Source organism: Streptomyces sp. KPB2, assembly GCF_003950055.1.
GTDB classification, from domain to species: Bacteria; Actinomycetota; Actinomycetes; order Streptomycetales; family Streptomycetaceae; genus Streptomyces; species Streptomyces salinarius.
The window spans coordinates 2,925,818-2,939,932 of sequence record NZ_CP034353.1 but is presented as its reverse complement, the minus strand read 5'-3'; the positions used below and the strand labels follow the sequence as shown (position 1 = coordinate 2,939,932).

At 72.4% G+C, this 14,115-nt stretch carries 14 protein-coding genes; 8 read left to right on the top strand and 6 right to left on the bottom strand.

The window, feature by feature from the left end; all coding sequences use genetic code 11:
* Nucleotides 1-354: 354 nt before the first annotated feature.
* Nucleotides 355-522 (top strand): DUF3117 domain-containing protein, encoded by a 168-nt coding sequence (locus D1J63_RS12675; RefSeq protein ID WP_003966491.1) that lies wholly within the window; start codon nt 355-357, stop codon nt 520-522.
* A gap of 117 nt (nt 523-639) precedes the next feature.
* On the opposite strand, the gene D1J63_RS12670 is transcribed toward D1J63_RS12675, so the two are convergent.
* A complete protein-coding gene (locus tag D1J63_RS12670) occupies nt 640-1,338 on the bottom strand; it encodes an O-methyltransferase (protein ID WP_078884611.1) in 699 nt (232 codons plus the stop codon).
* A gap of 261 nt (nt 1,339-1,599) precedes the next feature.
* Between D1J63_RS12670 and sigE the strand changes: the two genes are divergently transcribed.
* The 5 genes from sigE (at nt 1,600) to D1J63_RS12645 (ending at nt 7,106) form a co-directional block, all read left to right on the top strand.
* A complete protein-coding gene (gene sigE, locus D1J63_RS12665) occupies nt 1,600-2,310 on the top strand; it encodes an RNA polymerase sigma factor SigE (RefSeq protein ID WP_241235551.1) in 711 nt (236 codons plus the stop codon).
* Nucleotides 2,307-3,299: a zf-HC2 domain-containing protein gene (locus D1J63_RS12660; protein ID WP_125628958.1), complete on the top strand. Its 993-nt coding sequence runs from the start codon at nt 2,307-2,309 to the stop codon at nt 3,297-3,299. The genes sigE and D1J63_RS12660 overlap by 4 nt, the downstream gene beginning before the upstream one ends.
* Before the next feature lie 94 nt (nt 3,300-3,393).
* Nucleotides 3,394-5,559, top strand: a complete 2,166-nt coding sequence (locus D1J63_RS12655) for a trypsin-like peptidase domain-containing protein (protein ID WP_206436767.1) — start codon at nt 3,394-3,396, stop codon at nt 5,557-5,559.
* A 147-nt stretch (nt 5,560-5,706) separates the two neighbouring features.
* A complete protein-coding gene (locus D1J63_RS12650; protein WP_125628957.1) occupies nt 5,707-6,180 on the top strand; it encodes a sec-independent translocase in 474 nt (157 codons plus the stop codon).
* A 254-nt stretch (nt 6,181-6,434) separates the two neighbouring features.
* Nucleotides 6,435-7,106, top strand: a complete 672-nt coding sequence (locus D1J63_RS12645; protein WP_102931366.1) for a hypothetical protein — start codon at nt 6,435-6,437, stop codon at nt 7,104-7,106.
* 84 nt (nt 7,107-7,190) lie between these two features.
* Here the strand turns inward: D1J63_RS12645 and D1J63_RS12640 are convergent, their stop codons facing one another.
* Genes D1J63_RS12640 through D1J63_RS12630 form a run of 3 tightly spaced genes read right to left on the bottom strand, consistent with a single transcriptional unit; the run spans nt 7,191 to nt 10,259 of the window.
* Nucleotides 7,191-8,324 (bottom strand): Mrp/NBP35 family ATP-binding protein, encoded by a 1,134-nt coding sequence (locus D1J63_RS12640; protein WP_102931367.1) that lies wholly within the window; start codon nt 8,322-8,324, stop codon nt 7,191-7,193.
* A 44-nt stretch (nt 8,325-8,368) separates the two neighbouring features.
* Nucleotides 8,369-8,968 (bottom strand): DUF1003 domain-containing protein, encoded by a 600-nt coding sequence (locus D1J63_RS12635; protein ID WP_164712821.1) that lies wholly within the window; start codon nt 8,966-8,968, stop codon nt 8,369-8,371.
* On the bottom strand, nt 8,958-10,259 hold the full coding sequence (locus D1J63_RS12630) for a CBS domain-containing protein (RefSeq protein WP_102931368.1): 1,302 nt from the start codon (nt 10,257-10,259) through the stop codon (nt 8,958-8,960). The genes D1J63_RS12635 and D1J63_RS12630 overlap by 11 nt, the downstream gene beginning before the upstream one ends.
* 262 nt (nt 10,260-10,521) lie before the next feature.
* On the opposite strand from D1J63_RS12630, the gene D1J63_RS12625 reads away from it, so the two are divergent.
* Nucleotides 10,522-11,259: a hypothetical protein gene (locus D1J63_RS12625; protein WP_164712820.1), complete on the top strand. Its 738-nt coding sequence runs from the start codon at nt 10,522-10,524 to the stop codon at nt 11,257-11,259.
* A 49-nt stretch (nt 11,260-11,308) separates the two neighbouring features.
* Here D1J63_RS12625 and D1J63_RS12620 read toward each other — a convergent pair whose 3' ends face one another.
* Complete coding sequence (locus D1J63_RS12620; protein WP_125628955.1) at nt 11,309-11,821, bottom strand: hypothetical protein; 513 nt, start codon at nt 11,819-11,821, stop codon at nt 11,309-11,311.
* Between the two features lie 40 nt (nt 11,822-11,861).
* On the bottom strand, nt 11,862-12,977 hold the full coding sequence (locus tag D1J63_RS12615; protein WP_102931371.1) for a magnesium and cobalt transport protein CorA: 1,116 nt from the start codon (nt 12,975-12,977) through the stop codon (nt 11,862-11,864).
* 522 nt (nt 12,978-13,499) lie between these two features.
* On the opposite strand from D1J63_RS12615, the gene D1J63_RS12610 reads away from it, so the two are divergent.
* Nucleotides 13,500-14,096: a suppressor of fused domain protein gene (locus tag D1J63_RS12610; RefSeq protein ID WP_125628954.1), complete on the top strand. Its 597-nt coding sequence runs from the start codon at nt 13,500-13,502 to the stop codon at nt 14,094-14,096.
* Nucleotides 14,097-14,115 lie beyond the last annotated feature (19 nt).

Here is a 14,115-nt window from a genome sequence, read left to right as displayed (position 1 = left end):
TAGTGGCATGCAGTGGTCTGTGTCTGGCGTGTGTCCGGACTCAGCATGACGGAGATCACCGGGAACGGATCGCCCGGGCGATGTGACCTGCGTCAAAGAATTCCGGTCCGTATCCATTCGGCGGAAGTGGGCGAGGGCGCGCAGTATCGCAGTCACATCGCCGAATTGAGTGGTTTTGCTCGCGCGCGTTGCCCAAGCGATGCCGACCGATGTTGGTCATCGGGTCCTGGGATGCGGGATAATGGCTGGGAAGCAATGTGTTCGATGCCGGTGTCGCGCGTCCAGGCCGGATTGCGCGTGCCCTCAGGGGCCGTCGGCGGTGACGGTGAGCTGGTATCAGGAAGGGGAACGAGCATGGCGGCCATGAAGCCGCGGACGGGCGACGGCCCGCTCGAGGTGACCAAGGAGGGGCGGGGCATCGTCATGCGCGTTCCGCTCGAAGGCGGCGGGCGGCTCGTCGTCGAGCTGACCCCCGATGAGGCCGACGCGCTCGGCGACGCCCTCAAGAAGGTCGTCGGCTGACGCGCGAGCGACCATACCCGTTCAGTCGCCCCGGTACCGCACCTGGTGCCGGGGTGATTGTTTTGTGACGGCATTCCCCGGGGGCCCCGGGCATTCCCCGGCCCTCCGCGCAATTCCTCAGCGCTTCACGGCGCACAGCAGCCCGTCGCCCACCGGCAGCAGGGACGGCACCAGTTCCTGGCTCTCCCGCACCGCGCGCAGCAGTTCCCGCACCCGCAGCACCTCGGTGGGCTGCGGCCCCGAGTCGATCGTGCGGCCGGCGCCGAAGACGCCCTCGAAGGCGACGAGACCCCCGGGACGCAGCAGGCGCAACGATTCAGCGAGGTAGTCCAGGTATTCCAGGCGGTCGCCGTCACAGAAGACGAGGTCGTAGCCGGCGTCCGCGAGCCGGGGCAGCACGTCCAGGGCGCGGCCGGGGATGAACCGGGCCCGGTTGCTGGCGAAGCCCGCGGCCCGGAAGGCCTGGCGGGCGAACTGCTGGTGTTCCGGCTCCGGGTCCACCGTGGTCAGTACGCCGTCCGGCCGCATGCCGTGCAGCAGATGGATCCCGGAGACACCGCAGCCGGTGCCGATCTCGGCGACCGCCTTGGCGTCCACGGCGGCGGCGAGCAACCCCAGGGCGGAGCCCGTGCCCGGGGTCACCGAGCGCAGGCCCGCCTCGCGGGCCCGGTCGCGTGCCCAGAGCAGCGCGTCGTCCTCGGCGACATAGGCGTCGGCGAACGCCCAGCTCGTCTGCCGGTTGCCGGTAATGACCCTCTCCTGTCCCCGTCGTTGCCTCGGCGTGACTGTATCCGTTGGCGTCGGGAACCCGCAGATGGGACCAGTCGTTTAAAGGGGGAAGCAGGAGACGGGCGAGGAGACGACCGAGCGGCCGGGGCCGCGAGGGGGGAGGGGGCGGCGATGGACCGGAGCGCCGGGCACGCGGCGACGCGGCCGGACGAGCCGTACCGGCCCAGATCAAATTCTCGTAAAACCGCTTATCCGGAGCTAACGGGCGAGGTGGCTATGGTAGGGGCTCCACTGGACACCACCAGAGCCGACAGGGGAGGTGCGGCCGCACCCGCGGATCGGGGCGGAGTGCTGAGGCGCTTCCTCGGATCGGCAGGCAGGCCGAAATCCGTGAACGACACCGCTGCTGACCACCGCCACGCCGACGGTCCCATGGGACACGGCCAGACCGCGACCTTCGCAGGCGACGCGGACGGGCCTGCGTGGACTCCGCCCTCCTGGGAGGAGATCGTCAGCACCCACAGCGGCCGGGTCTACCGCCTCGCCTACCGCCTCACGGGCAACCAGCACGACGCCGAGGACCTCACCCAGGAGGTCTTCGTCCGCGTCTTCCGGTCCCTGTCGACCTACACGCCGGGCACCTTCGAGGGCTGGCTGCACCGCATCACCACCAATCTCTTCCTCGACATGGTCCGCCGCAAGCAGCGCATCCGCTTCGACGCGCTCGGCGACGACGCGGCCGAGCGGTTGCCCAGCAGGGAGCCCACCCCGCAGCAGCTTTTCCACGACGCCCACTTCGACGCGGACGTCCAGCAGGCCCTGGACACCCTCGCGCCCGAGTTCCGTGCCGCCGTCGTCCTGTGCGACATCGAGGGGCTGTCGTACGAGGAGATCGCCGCGACCCTCGGCGTCAAGCTCGGCACGGTCCGCTCGCGCATCCACCGCGGCCGTTCCCAGCTCCGCAAGGCGCTCGCGCACCGTTCGCCGAAGGCGCGCGCCGACCGTCGCTCGTTCGCGACCGGCGTCCCGGCACTGGGAGGAGGGGGCACGAGCGCGTGAGTGGATCACGGCCTCAGTCCGAGGGACACCTCGCAGAGCAGCATCTGGGAGACCGACTCTCCGCCCTGGTGGACGGAGAGCTCGGTCATGACGCGCGTGAGCGCGTGCTGGCGCACGTGGCGACCTGCCCGAAGTGCAAGGCGGAGGTCGACGCGCAGCGCCGGTTGAAGAACGTGTTCGCCGAAGCGGCCCCGCCGGCCCCGTCCGAGAGCTTCCTGGCCCGCCTCCAGGGGCTTCCCGGTGGCGGTGACACGGACGGCGGCGGCTCGCCGTTCGCCGGGCTCCCCGGTGGCTTCGGCGCCTCCGCGAACGCCGGCGTCTTCGGCACGCGGCGGGGCGAGCGCTTCGAGTTCGACTACGTCCCCGCCGGGTCGCACGCCCCCGTCCTGCCCGCCTCCTCCCAGGGGCGGGGCGGCTTCCGGATCCACGACGTGGGCAGGCAGGAGTCCGAGCGCTCGGCCTCGCGCGGTCTGCGGTTCGCCTTCGCCGCCGCCGGGGCGGTGTCGCTGGCCGCGATCGCACTCGGCGGCGTCACCCTCGGCACCCCGGACACCACCACCGAGGCCCGCGGCTCGGGCAGCGGCAGCAACGTGACGCCGATGCGCACCCCGGGCTCGGCGGCGGCCACCGGCTCCGAGAGCCAGCGCCGCCGCACGGGCGGCCCCCTGCTCGGGCAGGGCCAGCGGGCCCTGGGCGACACCCCCGTCGCGCCCACCAAGGCCGCCGCGCCGCTGCTGCCCGGGATGCCGGCCCCCGCCGGAGGCGACGCACGGCAGCAGGCGGTGCGGGCACTGACCACTCCGGTGACCGCCGGCGCCGCCGCCATGTCCCCGCTGATACGTCCGCTGGAGGCGGTTCCGCCGCTCTCCCTGAGTTCGTGGTCGGCGGCCGACGAGGTCAGGCCGCCGAGCCTGCTCGCCGCACCCGACCCCGTGCCCTCCCCCTACCCGGCGGCTTCCCCCGCCGCGTCCTACCCTGCGGTTCGCTGAAGGGATCTGCGCGCCGGTCCGCGAACCTGATTGAATCCGGGGTGGCGCCAGAGCCCTTGGAGCCGACGATCTGCGGCCAGCTGCGGGGGAGAACATGAACGAGGGGAAGCCCACGAAGGCGAAGTGGTGGAGTCGTCCCCGCGCGTCCGAGGACGCACCCGACGGCGACTTCGAACTGGAACGCCCCCGCCCGGCCGGCCCCGAGGGAACGGCCGCGGGGGCGGCCCCCGACGACCGGGACGCCGAGGCCGGCGACTTCGAGCTGGAACGCCCGATGCCGCCCCGCGCGACCGACGCGGGGGACTACGAGCTGGACCGGCCCCGGCCCGACCGGAACGAACCGGTGGACGCCCCGCCGCGTCAGCGCGCTCACCGCGACCACGATGCCGGCACCGGCACGGCTGCGGAGGCGGACCCGCATCGGCCGGGCGGCCCCGTCGCCGATCAGTCGGTGGACGCCGGCGGGCACCGGCAGACGGACGCCGACGCGCAGCCGCCCGCACACGCCGCTCGGGCCCGGCAGCAGGACCCTGATGCCGGACCCGCGGTGGACACGGGCTCGCAGGCATCCCCGGAGAGCGGCCCCGCGCCGGCCGCCGAGCGTCCCAAGCCGCTGCACGAACCCGACCCGTACAGCACCCCGCCGTACGGTGAGCCGGGCCCCTGGGCCCCCGCTCCGCCGGTCCAGCACCCGGCGGCCACACCGGCGCACGGCACGGTCACGGCGGCCCCGCACACCGCTGCCCCGCACACACCGGCCGTACCCGCGCCGGCCGCACCGGTACCGGCCGTACCCCCGTCGGCCGCGCCCGCACCCGCGCCGTCTCCGCCGCCGGGCGCGGTGCCCGACCCGGCGTTCGCGGAGACCCCGCCGCCCGTGTCCCACTCGGGGCACCCGGCGGCGCCTGCTCCGGCGTACGACACGGCGTCCCACGCCGGAGCCCCGTCCACCGCGACGCCGCCCAACACCACGCCCGCCACCCCGACGCCCCCGGACCCGGCGCCGGTGGCCGACCCCTGGCCGGGGCAGGCGACCGCGGCGCCCGGGGCCGAACCCGGCGCCGACCCGTGGGGGCGTTACGACCCCTGGGCCGCCGCCGCGGCCCGGCACCACGAAGCGGCCGACCGGGCGCCGAAGCGGCAAGGCCGGCGGGAGGCGAGGACGCTGGTCGGCGGGGCGCTGCTCATCGCCCTGATCTCCGGCGGCCTCGGCGGCGCCGTGGGCGCCTACCTGGAACGCAACGGCGGCATGGGCACGGTCGAGCTGCCCCAGGCCGCGCCCGAGGCGGCGGAGCGGGCTCCGGACAGCGTCGCGGGCATCGCCGCGCGGGCCCTGCCCAGCGTGGTGACCCTGCACGTGAGCGGCAGCGAGGCGGCCGGCACCGGCACCGGGTTCGTCCTGGACGACCGCGGCCACATCCTCACCAACAACCACGTCGTGGAGCCCGCCGGCTCCGGCGGCGAGATAACCGTGACCTTCAACAGCGGCGACACCGCCGAGGCCACGGTCGTCGGCCGGGACAGCGGGTACGACCTCGCCGTGGTGAAGGTCAAGGGCGTCAGCGGCCTCACCCCGATGCCCCTCGGCAACTCCGACAACGTACGGGTCGGCGACCCCGTCGTCGCCATCGGCGCCCCCTTCGACCTGGCCGGCACGGTCACCTCCGGCATCATCAGCGCGAAGGAACGGCCCATCACCGCCGGCGGCGAGGAGGGCGACGGCAGCGACGTCTCCTACGTCGACGCACTGCAGACCGACGCGCCCATCAACCCCGGCAACTCCGGCGGCCCCCTCCTGGACGGCCGGGGCCGGGCCATCGGCATCAACTCCGCCATCCGCTCCGCCGACAGCGGCAGCGCCGAGTCGGACGGCGGCCAGGCCGGTTCCATAGGCCTCGGCTTCGCCATCCCCATCAACCAGGGCAAGCGCGTCGCCGAGGAACTGATCAACACCGGCAAGGCCACCCACCCGGTCATCGGCATCACCCTCGACATGGGCTACGCCGGTGACGGCGCCCGCGTCGGCGCCAAGGGCAGCGAAGGGGGAGCGGCCGTCACCCCGGGCGGTCCCGGCGCCAAGGCCGGCATCAAGCCGGGGGACGTCATCACCGCGGTCGACGGACAGCGCGTGCACTCCGGCGAGGAACTCATCGTCAAGACCCGTGCCCACCGCCCGGGCGACCGCCTGGAACTGACCCTGGAGCGCGACGGCGAGGAGACGAAGGTCTCACTGGTGCTCGGCTCCGCCGACGGCGACTGACCGTCGCACAGGTCCCGACAAGGCGCCAGGAAGGCAAACAATTCGGAAAGCGGTCACGTACACCCGCTCGGGGCCCACGGGACGGTACCGGTCGGACGGGGTCGGCGGGTACCGTGGTGGCGGCCCGGACATTCCAAGGAGCTTCAGGTGTTCAATGACATAGGCGCACTAGAGCTGGTGACGCTCGTCGTCCTCGCCGTGCTCGTCTTCGGTCCGGACAAGCTCCCCAAGGTCATCCAGGACGTGACGCGCACCATCCGGAAGATCCGGGAGTTCTCGGACAGCGCCAAGCAGGACATCCGCCAGGAGCTGGGCCCCGAGTTCAAGGACTTCGAGTTCGAGGACCTGAACCCCAAGACGTTCATCCGCAAGCAGCTGGACAACGACGAGCTGGGGCTCAAGGAGATCCGCAACGGCTTCGACCTGAAGAAGGAGATGGCCGAGGTCGCGGACGCGGTCCACAGCCGTGACACGGAGGCCTCGTCCTCCGGCTCGTCGTCCTCCGGCTCCTCCGGTTCCGGCAGCGGCCGTATCGACATGTCGAAGAAGCCCGAGTCCCCCGCGAAGCTCGAGAAGCCCGCCGTGGACGACCGCCCGCCCTTCGACGCGGACGCCACCTGATCCACCCCTCCACGTCCCGCCGTCCGCGCAGCCGGCCTCCGCGTCCGGCCCGCACACCGCGAACGTGACGTGTCTCATACTCCGGACGGGGCGCACAGGCCCTGAAGGCGACGCCCGCGCGGCCTACGCGCCGGGCGATTCCCCGGCTGCCGCCAGTGGTGTGGCTATGCTGCCCGAGTTGTTGTGCGGACCGGACGAGTACGCCCGAAGGGGGGCGGGCACGGTCCGACGAGAGCGAGGAGGCGTCCGGGCACATGGAGACGACGAGTCGGGCAGTCGCGCAGACGCCGGCCGCGGAGGGCGGACCACAGTCCCCCGCGGGCCGGCAGACGGTCGACGGCTACCTGCGTGCGCCCTTCCCGTGGTACGGCCTCGACGAGGCCTTCACGGGACCGCGCCGGCTGATGCAGATCGGTACGGCGGCCGACGGGGCGGTGGAGCACGGTTCGATCGGGCACGGCGACGAGCCGTCGGTGCGCAACGAGCACGTGGCGGGCGACGAGCAGGACGCCAAGGAGAAGTTCGCGGTCGTCGTGACCGTGGCGGCCAACCCCGACCGGCGCAGCGCCGACGGCACCGGCCTGCTGGAGGCCACCTCGGTGTCCACGGCGGCGTGGCTGGCCGGCGTGGGGCTGCTGTCGTTCACCTGGCCCGGCCAGATGGACCACTCGCTGCGCGACGACTGGCTGGAGCAGCAGACCGAGACCGCGTGGGTCCTCGCGGACGACCTCGACGGCGAGGACTGGACGACGCTCTCCCTCCCGGTGGACGGCGTGCCGACGCCCTTCCACTACCGGGAGTCCGAGTTCGGCTGGGTACTGGCCGGCTCCACCGACCAGGGCGTCCACCTCGGCGCGTACGGGCGGGGCATGAGCGCCTACGGGCTGGCCTTCGCCGTCGTCAAGGACATCGCCGCGTACGCCTGACCGGGGCCCGCCCCGCAGCCGTACGTACGACGAGGGGCGCCGTCCCGGCGGACAGCGCCCCGTTCCCGTCTCGCGTACGGAAGGTCAGAACTTGTTCTTCGGCGTGATCCCCAGCGACAGCCCTGACAGGCCCCGCTGACGGCCGCCGAGCTTGCCCGCGATCGAGCGCAGGGCCGCGCCCGCCGGGGAGTCCGGGTCGGACAGGACGACGGGCTTGCCCTCGTCGCCGCCCTCGCGCAGCCGGACGTCGATCGGGATGGCGCCGAGGACCGGCACCGACGCACCGGTCGTGCGGGTCAGGCCGTCGGCGACCGTCTGACCGCCGCCGGTGCCGAAGACGTCGACCATCTCGCCGCAGTGCGGGCAGGGCAGCCCCGACATGTTCTCCACGACGCCGACGATCTTCTGGTGGGTCTGCACCGCGATGGCACCGGCCCGCTCCGCCACCTCGGCGGCGGCCTGCTGAGGCGTCGTCACGACCAGGATCTCGGCGTTCGGCACGAGCTGCGCCACCGAGATCGCGATGTCGCCGGTGCCGGGCGGCAGGTCGAGCAGCAGGACGTCCAGGTCGCCCCAGTACACGTCCGCCAGGAACTGCTGGAGCGCGCGGTGCAGCATCGGGCCGCGCCAGACCACCGGCGCGTTGCCCGGGGTGAACATGCCGATCGAGATGACCTTCACGCCGTTGGCCGAAGGCGGCATGATCATGTTCTCGACCTGGGTGGGACGCCCGTCGGCGCCCAGCATGCGCGGCACGGAGTGGCCGTAGATGTCGGCGTCCACGACACCGACCTTCAGGCCGTCGGCCGCCATCGAGGCCGCCAGGTTCACCGTCACCGAGGACTTGCCGACGCCGCCCTTGCCGGACGCCACCGCGTACACCCGGGTCAGGCTGCCGGGCTTGGCGAAGGGCACCTCGCGCTCGGTCTGACCGCCGCGCAGGGCGGTGGCCAGCTCCTTGCGCTGCTCGTCGCTCATCACGTCCAGCTCGACGTCGACGCGGGTGACGCCCTCGACCCGCGACACCGCGTCGCTCACGCGCTGCGTGATGGTGTCCCGCATGGGACAGCCGGAGACCGTCAGGTACACGGCGACCGCGACCGCTCCGTCCGCGCCGATCTCCACCGACTTGACCATCCCCAGCTCGGTGATGGGCCGGTTGATCTCGGGGTCGTTCACCGTCGCCAGTGCTTCGCGCACCGCGTCTTCCGTAGCCATAGACACGATGGTACGGCGCCGCCCACCGGGCGCGGAAAGCCCCGTCAGCGGTCGTGTACGTCACGCCCCGCGGACCGTTCTGCCGGGAATACCCCGCGTTCCGGGTGGTGGCCGTTCTGCCGCTCCTCCAGGTCCTTGACCAGGTCCTGGAGCTCCGAGCGGATCCAGTCCCGCGTGGCGACCTCACCGAGCCCGATGCGCAGGGCGGCGATCTCCCGGGTCAGGTACTCGGTGTCGGCGATCGACCGCTCGTTCTGCTTGCGGTCCTGCTCCAGATTGACCCGGTCCCGGTCGTCCTGCCGGTTCTGCGCGAGCAGGATCAGCGGGGCCGCGTAGGAGGCCTGCAACGACAGCATCAGCGTCAGGAAGATGAACGGGTACTCGTCGAAGCGCAGCCCACTCGGCGCGGAAACGTTCCACACCACCCACAGGATGATGACGACCGTCATCCAGACGATGAACCGCCCGGTGCCCAGGAAGCGCGCGACGCGCTCCGACAGCCGGCCGAAGGACTCCGGGTCCCACTCGGGCAGCAGCCTGCGGCGCGGCGGGCGGGGCTGGTCGAGGCGGGTCCGGGCCCTTGAGGACGCCGTCGCCCCCGACGCGGCGCGCTCCCGGGTCGTCGTCTCGCGCTCAGGCACCACCGGCGCCCACCTCCCCCGTCGCCCCGGCCGAGTCGTCCAGGTGGTACTCGGTCTCCCGCCAGTCGTCGGGCAGCATGTGGTCCAGTACGTCGTCCACGGTGACCGCGCCCAGTAGCGCCCCCGAGTCGTCGACCACGGGCGCCGCGACCATGTCGTACGCCGCGAAGAACCCGGCGACCACGGGCAGCGCGGCGTCCGGCTCCAGGGGTTGCAGGTCGTCGTCGAGGATCGAGCCGACCAGCGTGTACGGGGGGTCCCGCAGCAGGCGCTGGAAGTGGACCGTGCCGAGGTACTTGCCGGTCGGGGTCTCCTCGGGCGGGCGGCAGACGTAGACCTGGGCGGCGTGCGCCGGGGACAGGTCGGGGTTGCGGATGCGGGCCAGGGCGTCGGCGACGGTCGCGTCGGGCCGCAGCACGATCGGCTCGGTCGTCATCAGACCGCCGGCCGTGTGCTCCTCGTACGCCATCAGGCGCCGCATGTCGGCCGCGTCGTCGGGCTGCATCAGGCTCAGCAGCCGTTCCTTGTCCGCCTCGGGCAGCTCGCCGAGGAGGTCGGCGGCGTCGTCCGGGTCCATCGCCTCCAGGACGTCCGCGGCGCGCTCCTCCTTGAGCTTGCCGAGGATCTCGATCTGGTCGTCCTCCGGCAGTTCCTCCAGCACGTCGGCCAGTCGGTCGTCGTCGAGGGCGGCGGCGACCTCGGCGCGGCGCTTGGCGGACAGGTGGTGCAGGACGTTGGCGAGGTCGGCGGGGCGCAGCTGCTCGAAGGTGGCCAGCAGGTTCTCGGCGCCCTGCCCCTGCTCCTCGACGGAGAAGCCGGTGACACCGGACCACTCCACGGTGAGGGTCTCGCCCTTGTTGCGCCGGAAGGCACCGCCCTTCCTGCCCTTGCGGACGAAGACCTTGTCGATCTCCCAGTCCCGGCGGGCGGGCAGCTGCTGCACCGACAGGTCCAGCACCGTGACCTCCTCACCCGTCTCGGTGAGCGTGACCCGCCGGTCGAGCAGCTCACCGAAGACGAGGCGCTCGGTGGGGCGCTGTTCGAAACGCCGGACGTTGAGGACGCCGGTGGTGATGACCTGGCCGGACTCGATGCCGGTGACCCGGGTCATGGGGAGGAAGATCCGGCGGCGGGTGGTGAGTTCGACGACCAGCCCGAGGACGCGCGGGGGTTTGCGGCCGACGCGGAGCATGACGACCAGATCGCGCACGCGTCCCACCTGGTCACCGGCCGGGTCGAAGACGGCGATGCCGGAGAGGTGGGAGACGAAGATCCGGGGGGCGCCCGCTGCCATGGCCGCGGCTCCTTTCCTCACGCTTCGCGAAGTCGAGCGGGAGTGCGTGAAAGCTGATTCGTACGGTGTCTCTTTTCCGAATTGCCCGCTCGGACGCGCTTCAGGCTAGCCCGTCCCGATCGGCCACGCCCTGGCGGCCGGTCCGGACGGACTGGCTCCGTTCGCCCCGCACGGCCCCGGTACGCTGCGGCCCAGGTTCCGTCGGCTCGCCGCCGATGCCCGTCGGACTCGTGTCAGCCCTGTCAGAAAGGCAGTTCCACCTGTGTCTGTGACTCCCCGGCGCCGAATCCGCAGGGCTGCCTGGCTGGGCGCGGTGTGCGCCCTGGCCGTGACGGGAGCCGGACTGACGGGATGCGGCAGCGAGGATCCCGACGCGGGCACCAACGGCCTCGGGAAGCTCCCGGCGGACAAGATCCACGCGAAGGCCACCACGGCCGCCGAGGCCGCCGAGACCGTACGGCTGCACGGCACCGTGGACGCCGGCGGCAGCAGGTACACCCTGGACATGCGGCTGAAGGCCGACGGCGGCACCGGGTCGGTCGCCGCCGAGGGGACGACGTTCGGACTGCTGCGCGTCGGCGAGCAGCTCTTCCTCAAGGCCGACGCCAAGTTCTGGAGCCACGACGACGGCGACGCCAAGGCGGCCGACAAGCTGGCCGGCAAGTACGTGAAGGTGCCGCAGAGCGACCCCGTGTACAAGAAGTTCAGCGGCTTCACGGACAAGGACGTCCTCCTCGACGGTCTGCTGACCCTGCACGGCACGGTGAAGACGGACGGCCGCCACGAGCAGGCGGGCGTGCGCACCATCCGGATCACTGGCGACGACGGCGCGGGCGGCTCGCTGGACGTGTCGCTGGAGGGCAAGCCCTACCCGCTGCGGCTGGTGCGGGCGGGCAGCGCGGGCACGATCGGCTTCTCGGACTGGAACCAGGACTTCGCGCTGGAGCAGCCGGCGAAGGACGACACCCTGGACTACGGCAAGCAGCTGCCGTCCTCCTGAGGGGATCCTGGTGCCGAGGGACCCCTCCTGCTGAGGGACCCGGGTGCCGTCAGCGCCGCTTGCGGCGCTTGAGCAGCAGCCGCGGCAGCCCCGCCGGCACCGGCAACCGGGTCGTCGCCGGGCTCGGCAGCGGTGCCTCGGCCAGCGACGCGTCGGGCAGCGGCGCCGTGGACCCGGTCGGCTCCAGGCGCAGCACCCGGCACTCGCGGGCCCAACGATCGGTCATCGCCTCGCCGTCCGGGGCGTTCAGCCGCTTGCCCTTGAGGTCGCCGACCGCCGCCTGCCACGCCTCGGAACCGGACGGCAGCTCGACGACGCGCGCGGCCCAGGAGACCAGCCGGCCGCCCTTGTCCTTGCTGCGCACGGTCACCTCGGCCGCGGCCCCGTCGGCGAGCCCCGGCAGCGGCTGCTCGCCCGGCCCGTCGCCGACGACGCAGGCCGCGCCCTCGTGCCAGACGTGCCACAGCGCCCGTGCGGGCACCCCGGGGCCCTTGACCCAGATGAGGCCGGACTTCTTCGTGGCCTCCTCGACGAGGGCCTTCTCGAGCAGCTCGCTTGTCATGCGGTCAGCCTATCCAGGGGCTCGCGGCCCGCGGCCGGGCTCAGAGCCAGCCGTTGCGCTTGAGCGTGCGGTGGATGCCGAGACAGATGCCGACCGTGATCGACAGGACCAGCGGGTAGCCGAACTTCCAGTGGGTCTCCGGCATGTAGTCGAAGTTCATGCCGTAGACCCCGCACACCATCGTCGGCACGGCGATGATCGCGGCCCAGGAGGTGATCTTGCGCATGTCCTCGTTCTGCGCGACGGACGCCTGGGCGAGGTTGGCCTGGAGGATGGAGTTCAGCAGTTCGTCGAAGCCGATGACCTGCTCCTGGACCCGTGCCACGTGGTCGGCGACGTCCCGGAAGTACTTCTGGATCTCCGGGTCGACCAGTCGCATCGGCCGCTCGCTGAGCAGCTGCATGGGGCGTAGCAGCGGCGCCACCGCCCGCTTGAACTCCAGCACCTCGCGCTTGAGTTGGTAGATCCGGCCGGCGTCCGTGCCGCGCGGGGTGCCCTTGCGGCCCGGCGAGAACACCTCGGTCTCGACCTCGTCGATGTCGTCCTGCACCGCGTCGGCGACCGCGATGTAGCCGTCGACGACGTGGTCGGCGATGGCGTGCAGCACCGCCGAGGGGCCCTTGAGCAGCAGCTCGGGGTCCTCCTGGAGCCGGCACCGCAGGGCGCGCAGCGAGCCCTGGCCGCCGTGCCGGACGGTGATGAAGAAGTCCCGGCCGGTGAAGCACATGACCTCGCCGGTCTCGACGACCTCGCTGTTGGCGGTGAGCTGGTCGTGGTCGACGTAGTGGACGGTCTTGAAGACCGTGAACAGGGAGTCGTCGTAGCGCTCCAGCTTGGGCCGCTGGTGGGCCTGGACGGCGTCCTCCACGGCCAGCGGGTGCAGCCCGAACTCCCGGGCGATGCCGGCGAACTCGGCCTCGGTGGGCTCGTGCAGGCCGATCCACACGAAGCCCCCGTCGCGGCGCACCTGGCGCATCGCCGTGTGCGGGGTCAGCGGCACGTCGGTCTCGACGCGGGTGCCGTCGCGGTAGACGGCGCAGTCGACGACGGCGGAGGCGGTCGCCGGGTCACGGGTGGTGTCGTAGACGCCGCCGTCCTTGCGCAGGGAGACGCGGGACGGGCGGACCGCGGCGCGCAGGTCACGGATCATCGACATGGCAGGCTCCTTCGCGGTGGGCAGCGAAGGAGGCCGGTGACGGTTGGAACCGCCCGGAATGAGGACGTCCTGACCACGCGTGTTCGGCGCGTCCACAAAGCGGGGGGCACCGCACCGTCGCGGTGGCCGGCTTCGCTGCTGATTCAGCGGCTGATCCGGACCGACGGCGGACCGACGGCCGGGTCAGGCAAAACGAGACGAAGTGCTCTTCCGTCTGAGGGCGCGCGTACGAAAGGCGGCGACGGGAAGAAAACCGGCGAGGCTGCGTCAGCGGCCGGAAGAGCGGGTGGTACTGCACGGTCGACTTCGGTCCATGCCAGCCCCACCTCCTCCGGCCGGTCCCTCGTGAGGGACGATCCATTCCCCTTGTTTAGAGGGGTTCCCCGTAGGGGAGATTCCACAGCGTCGGGGACTTGATCGCGACGCGCTGCGTGCTGCCCCGAACCGCTGGCCCAGAGTATCAGTCGCCCGACGTGTCAAGGCGCCGCTTTGCCTCTTTGCGACGAGTTCTATGCTCGCCGCATGGCTGATGTTCTTCCTCTGGTCGAGGCCCGGTTGCACAGCGCGCTGGGCGAGCCGGACGCGCGCGCGGCGGTCACCTTCCTCGGCACCGACCGCATCGAGGTGCTGCGCTTCCCCGCCGTCGGCCAGGAGGGCGACGTCGTCCGCTACGCCACCCTCGGCATGTCGGCCCAGCCCATGGCGGACCCCACGGCGGTGCTCGCCGACCCGGTCAAGGGCCCCCGCGCCGAGCTGGTGCTCTCCGTGCGGGCCGGGGTGGCCGACACCGACAAGGTGCTGCGCCCGCTCGCCGTACTGGCCGCGTCCCCGCAGGTCGAGGGCGTGATCGTGGCGCCGGGCGCCTCGCTGGACGTCGGTGAGCCGCTGTGGCCCGGGGCCCCGTTCACCTCGGTCCTGGTCGCCGAGCCGGGTGGCCTGGTCGAGGACCTGGAGCTGGACGCCCCGCTCGACCCCGTGCGGTTCCTGCCGCTGCTGCCGATGACGCCGAACGAGGCCGCCTGGAAGCGCGTGCACGGCGCGCCGGCCCTCCAGGAGCGCTGGCTGAACCACGGAACGGACCTGCGCGATCCGTCGCGCAGGTCCGTTCCCCTGGACTGATCCGGCCGGGTGACGCAAC

Coding starts and splice junctions, on each gene's coding strand:
- D1J63_RS12620 (WP_125628955.1), bottom strand. CDS start 11,821: ATGACAAGCGAGCTGCTCGAGAAGGCCCTCGTCGAGGAGGCCACGAAG.
- D1J63_RS12640 (WP_102931367.1), bottom strand. CDS start 8,324: ATGGCTACGGAAGACGCGGTGCGCGAAGCACTGGCGACGGTGAACGAC.
- D1J63_RS12655 (WP_206436767.1), top strand. CDS start 3,394: ATGAACGAGGGGAAGCCCACGAAGGCGAAGTGGTGGAGTCGTCCCCGC.
- D1J63_RS12675 (WP_003966491.1), top strand. CDS start 355: ATGGCGGCCATGAAGCCGCGGACGGGCGACGGCCCGCTCGAGGTGACC.
- D1J63_RS12645 (WP_102931366.1), top strand. CDS start 6,435: ATGGAGACGACGAGTCGGGCAGTCGCGCAGACGCCGGCCGCGGAGGGC.
- D1J63_RS12615 (WP_102931371.1), bottom strand. CDS start 12,977: ATGTCGATGATCCGTGACCTGCGCGCCGCGGTCCGCCCGTCCCGCGTC.
- D1J63_RS12610 (WP_125628954.1), top strand. CDS start 13,500: ATGGCTGATGTTCTTCCTCTGGTCGAGGCCCGGTTGCACAGCGCGCTG.
- D1J63_RS12630 (WP_102931368.1), bottom strand. CDS start 10,259: ATGGCAGCGGGCGCCCCCCGGATCTTCGTCTCCCACCTCTCCGGCATC.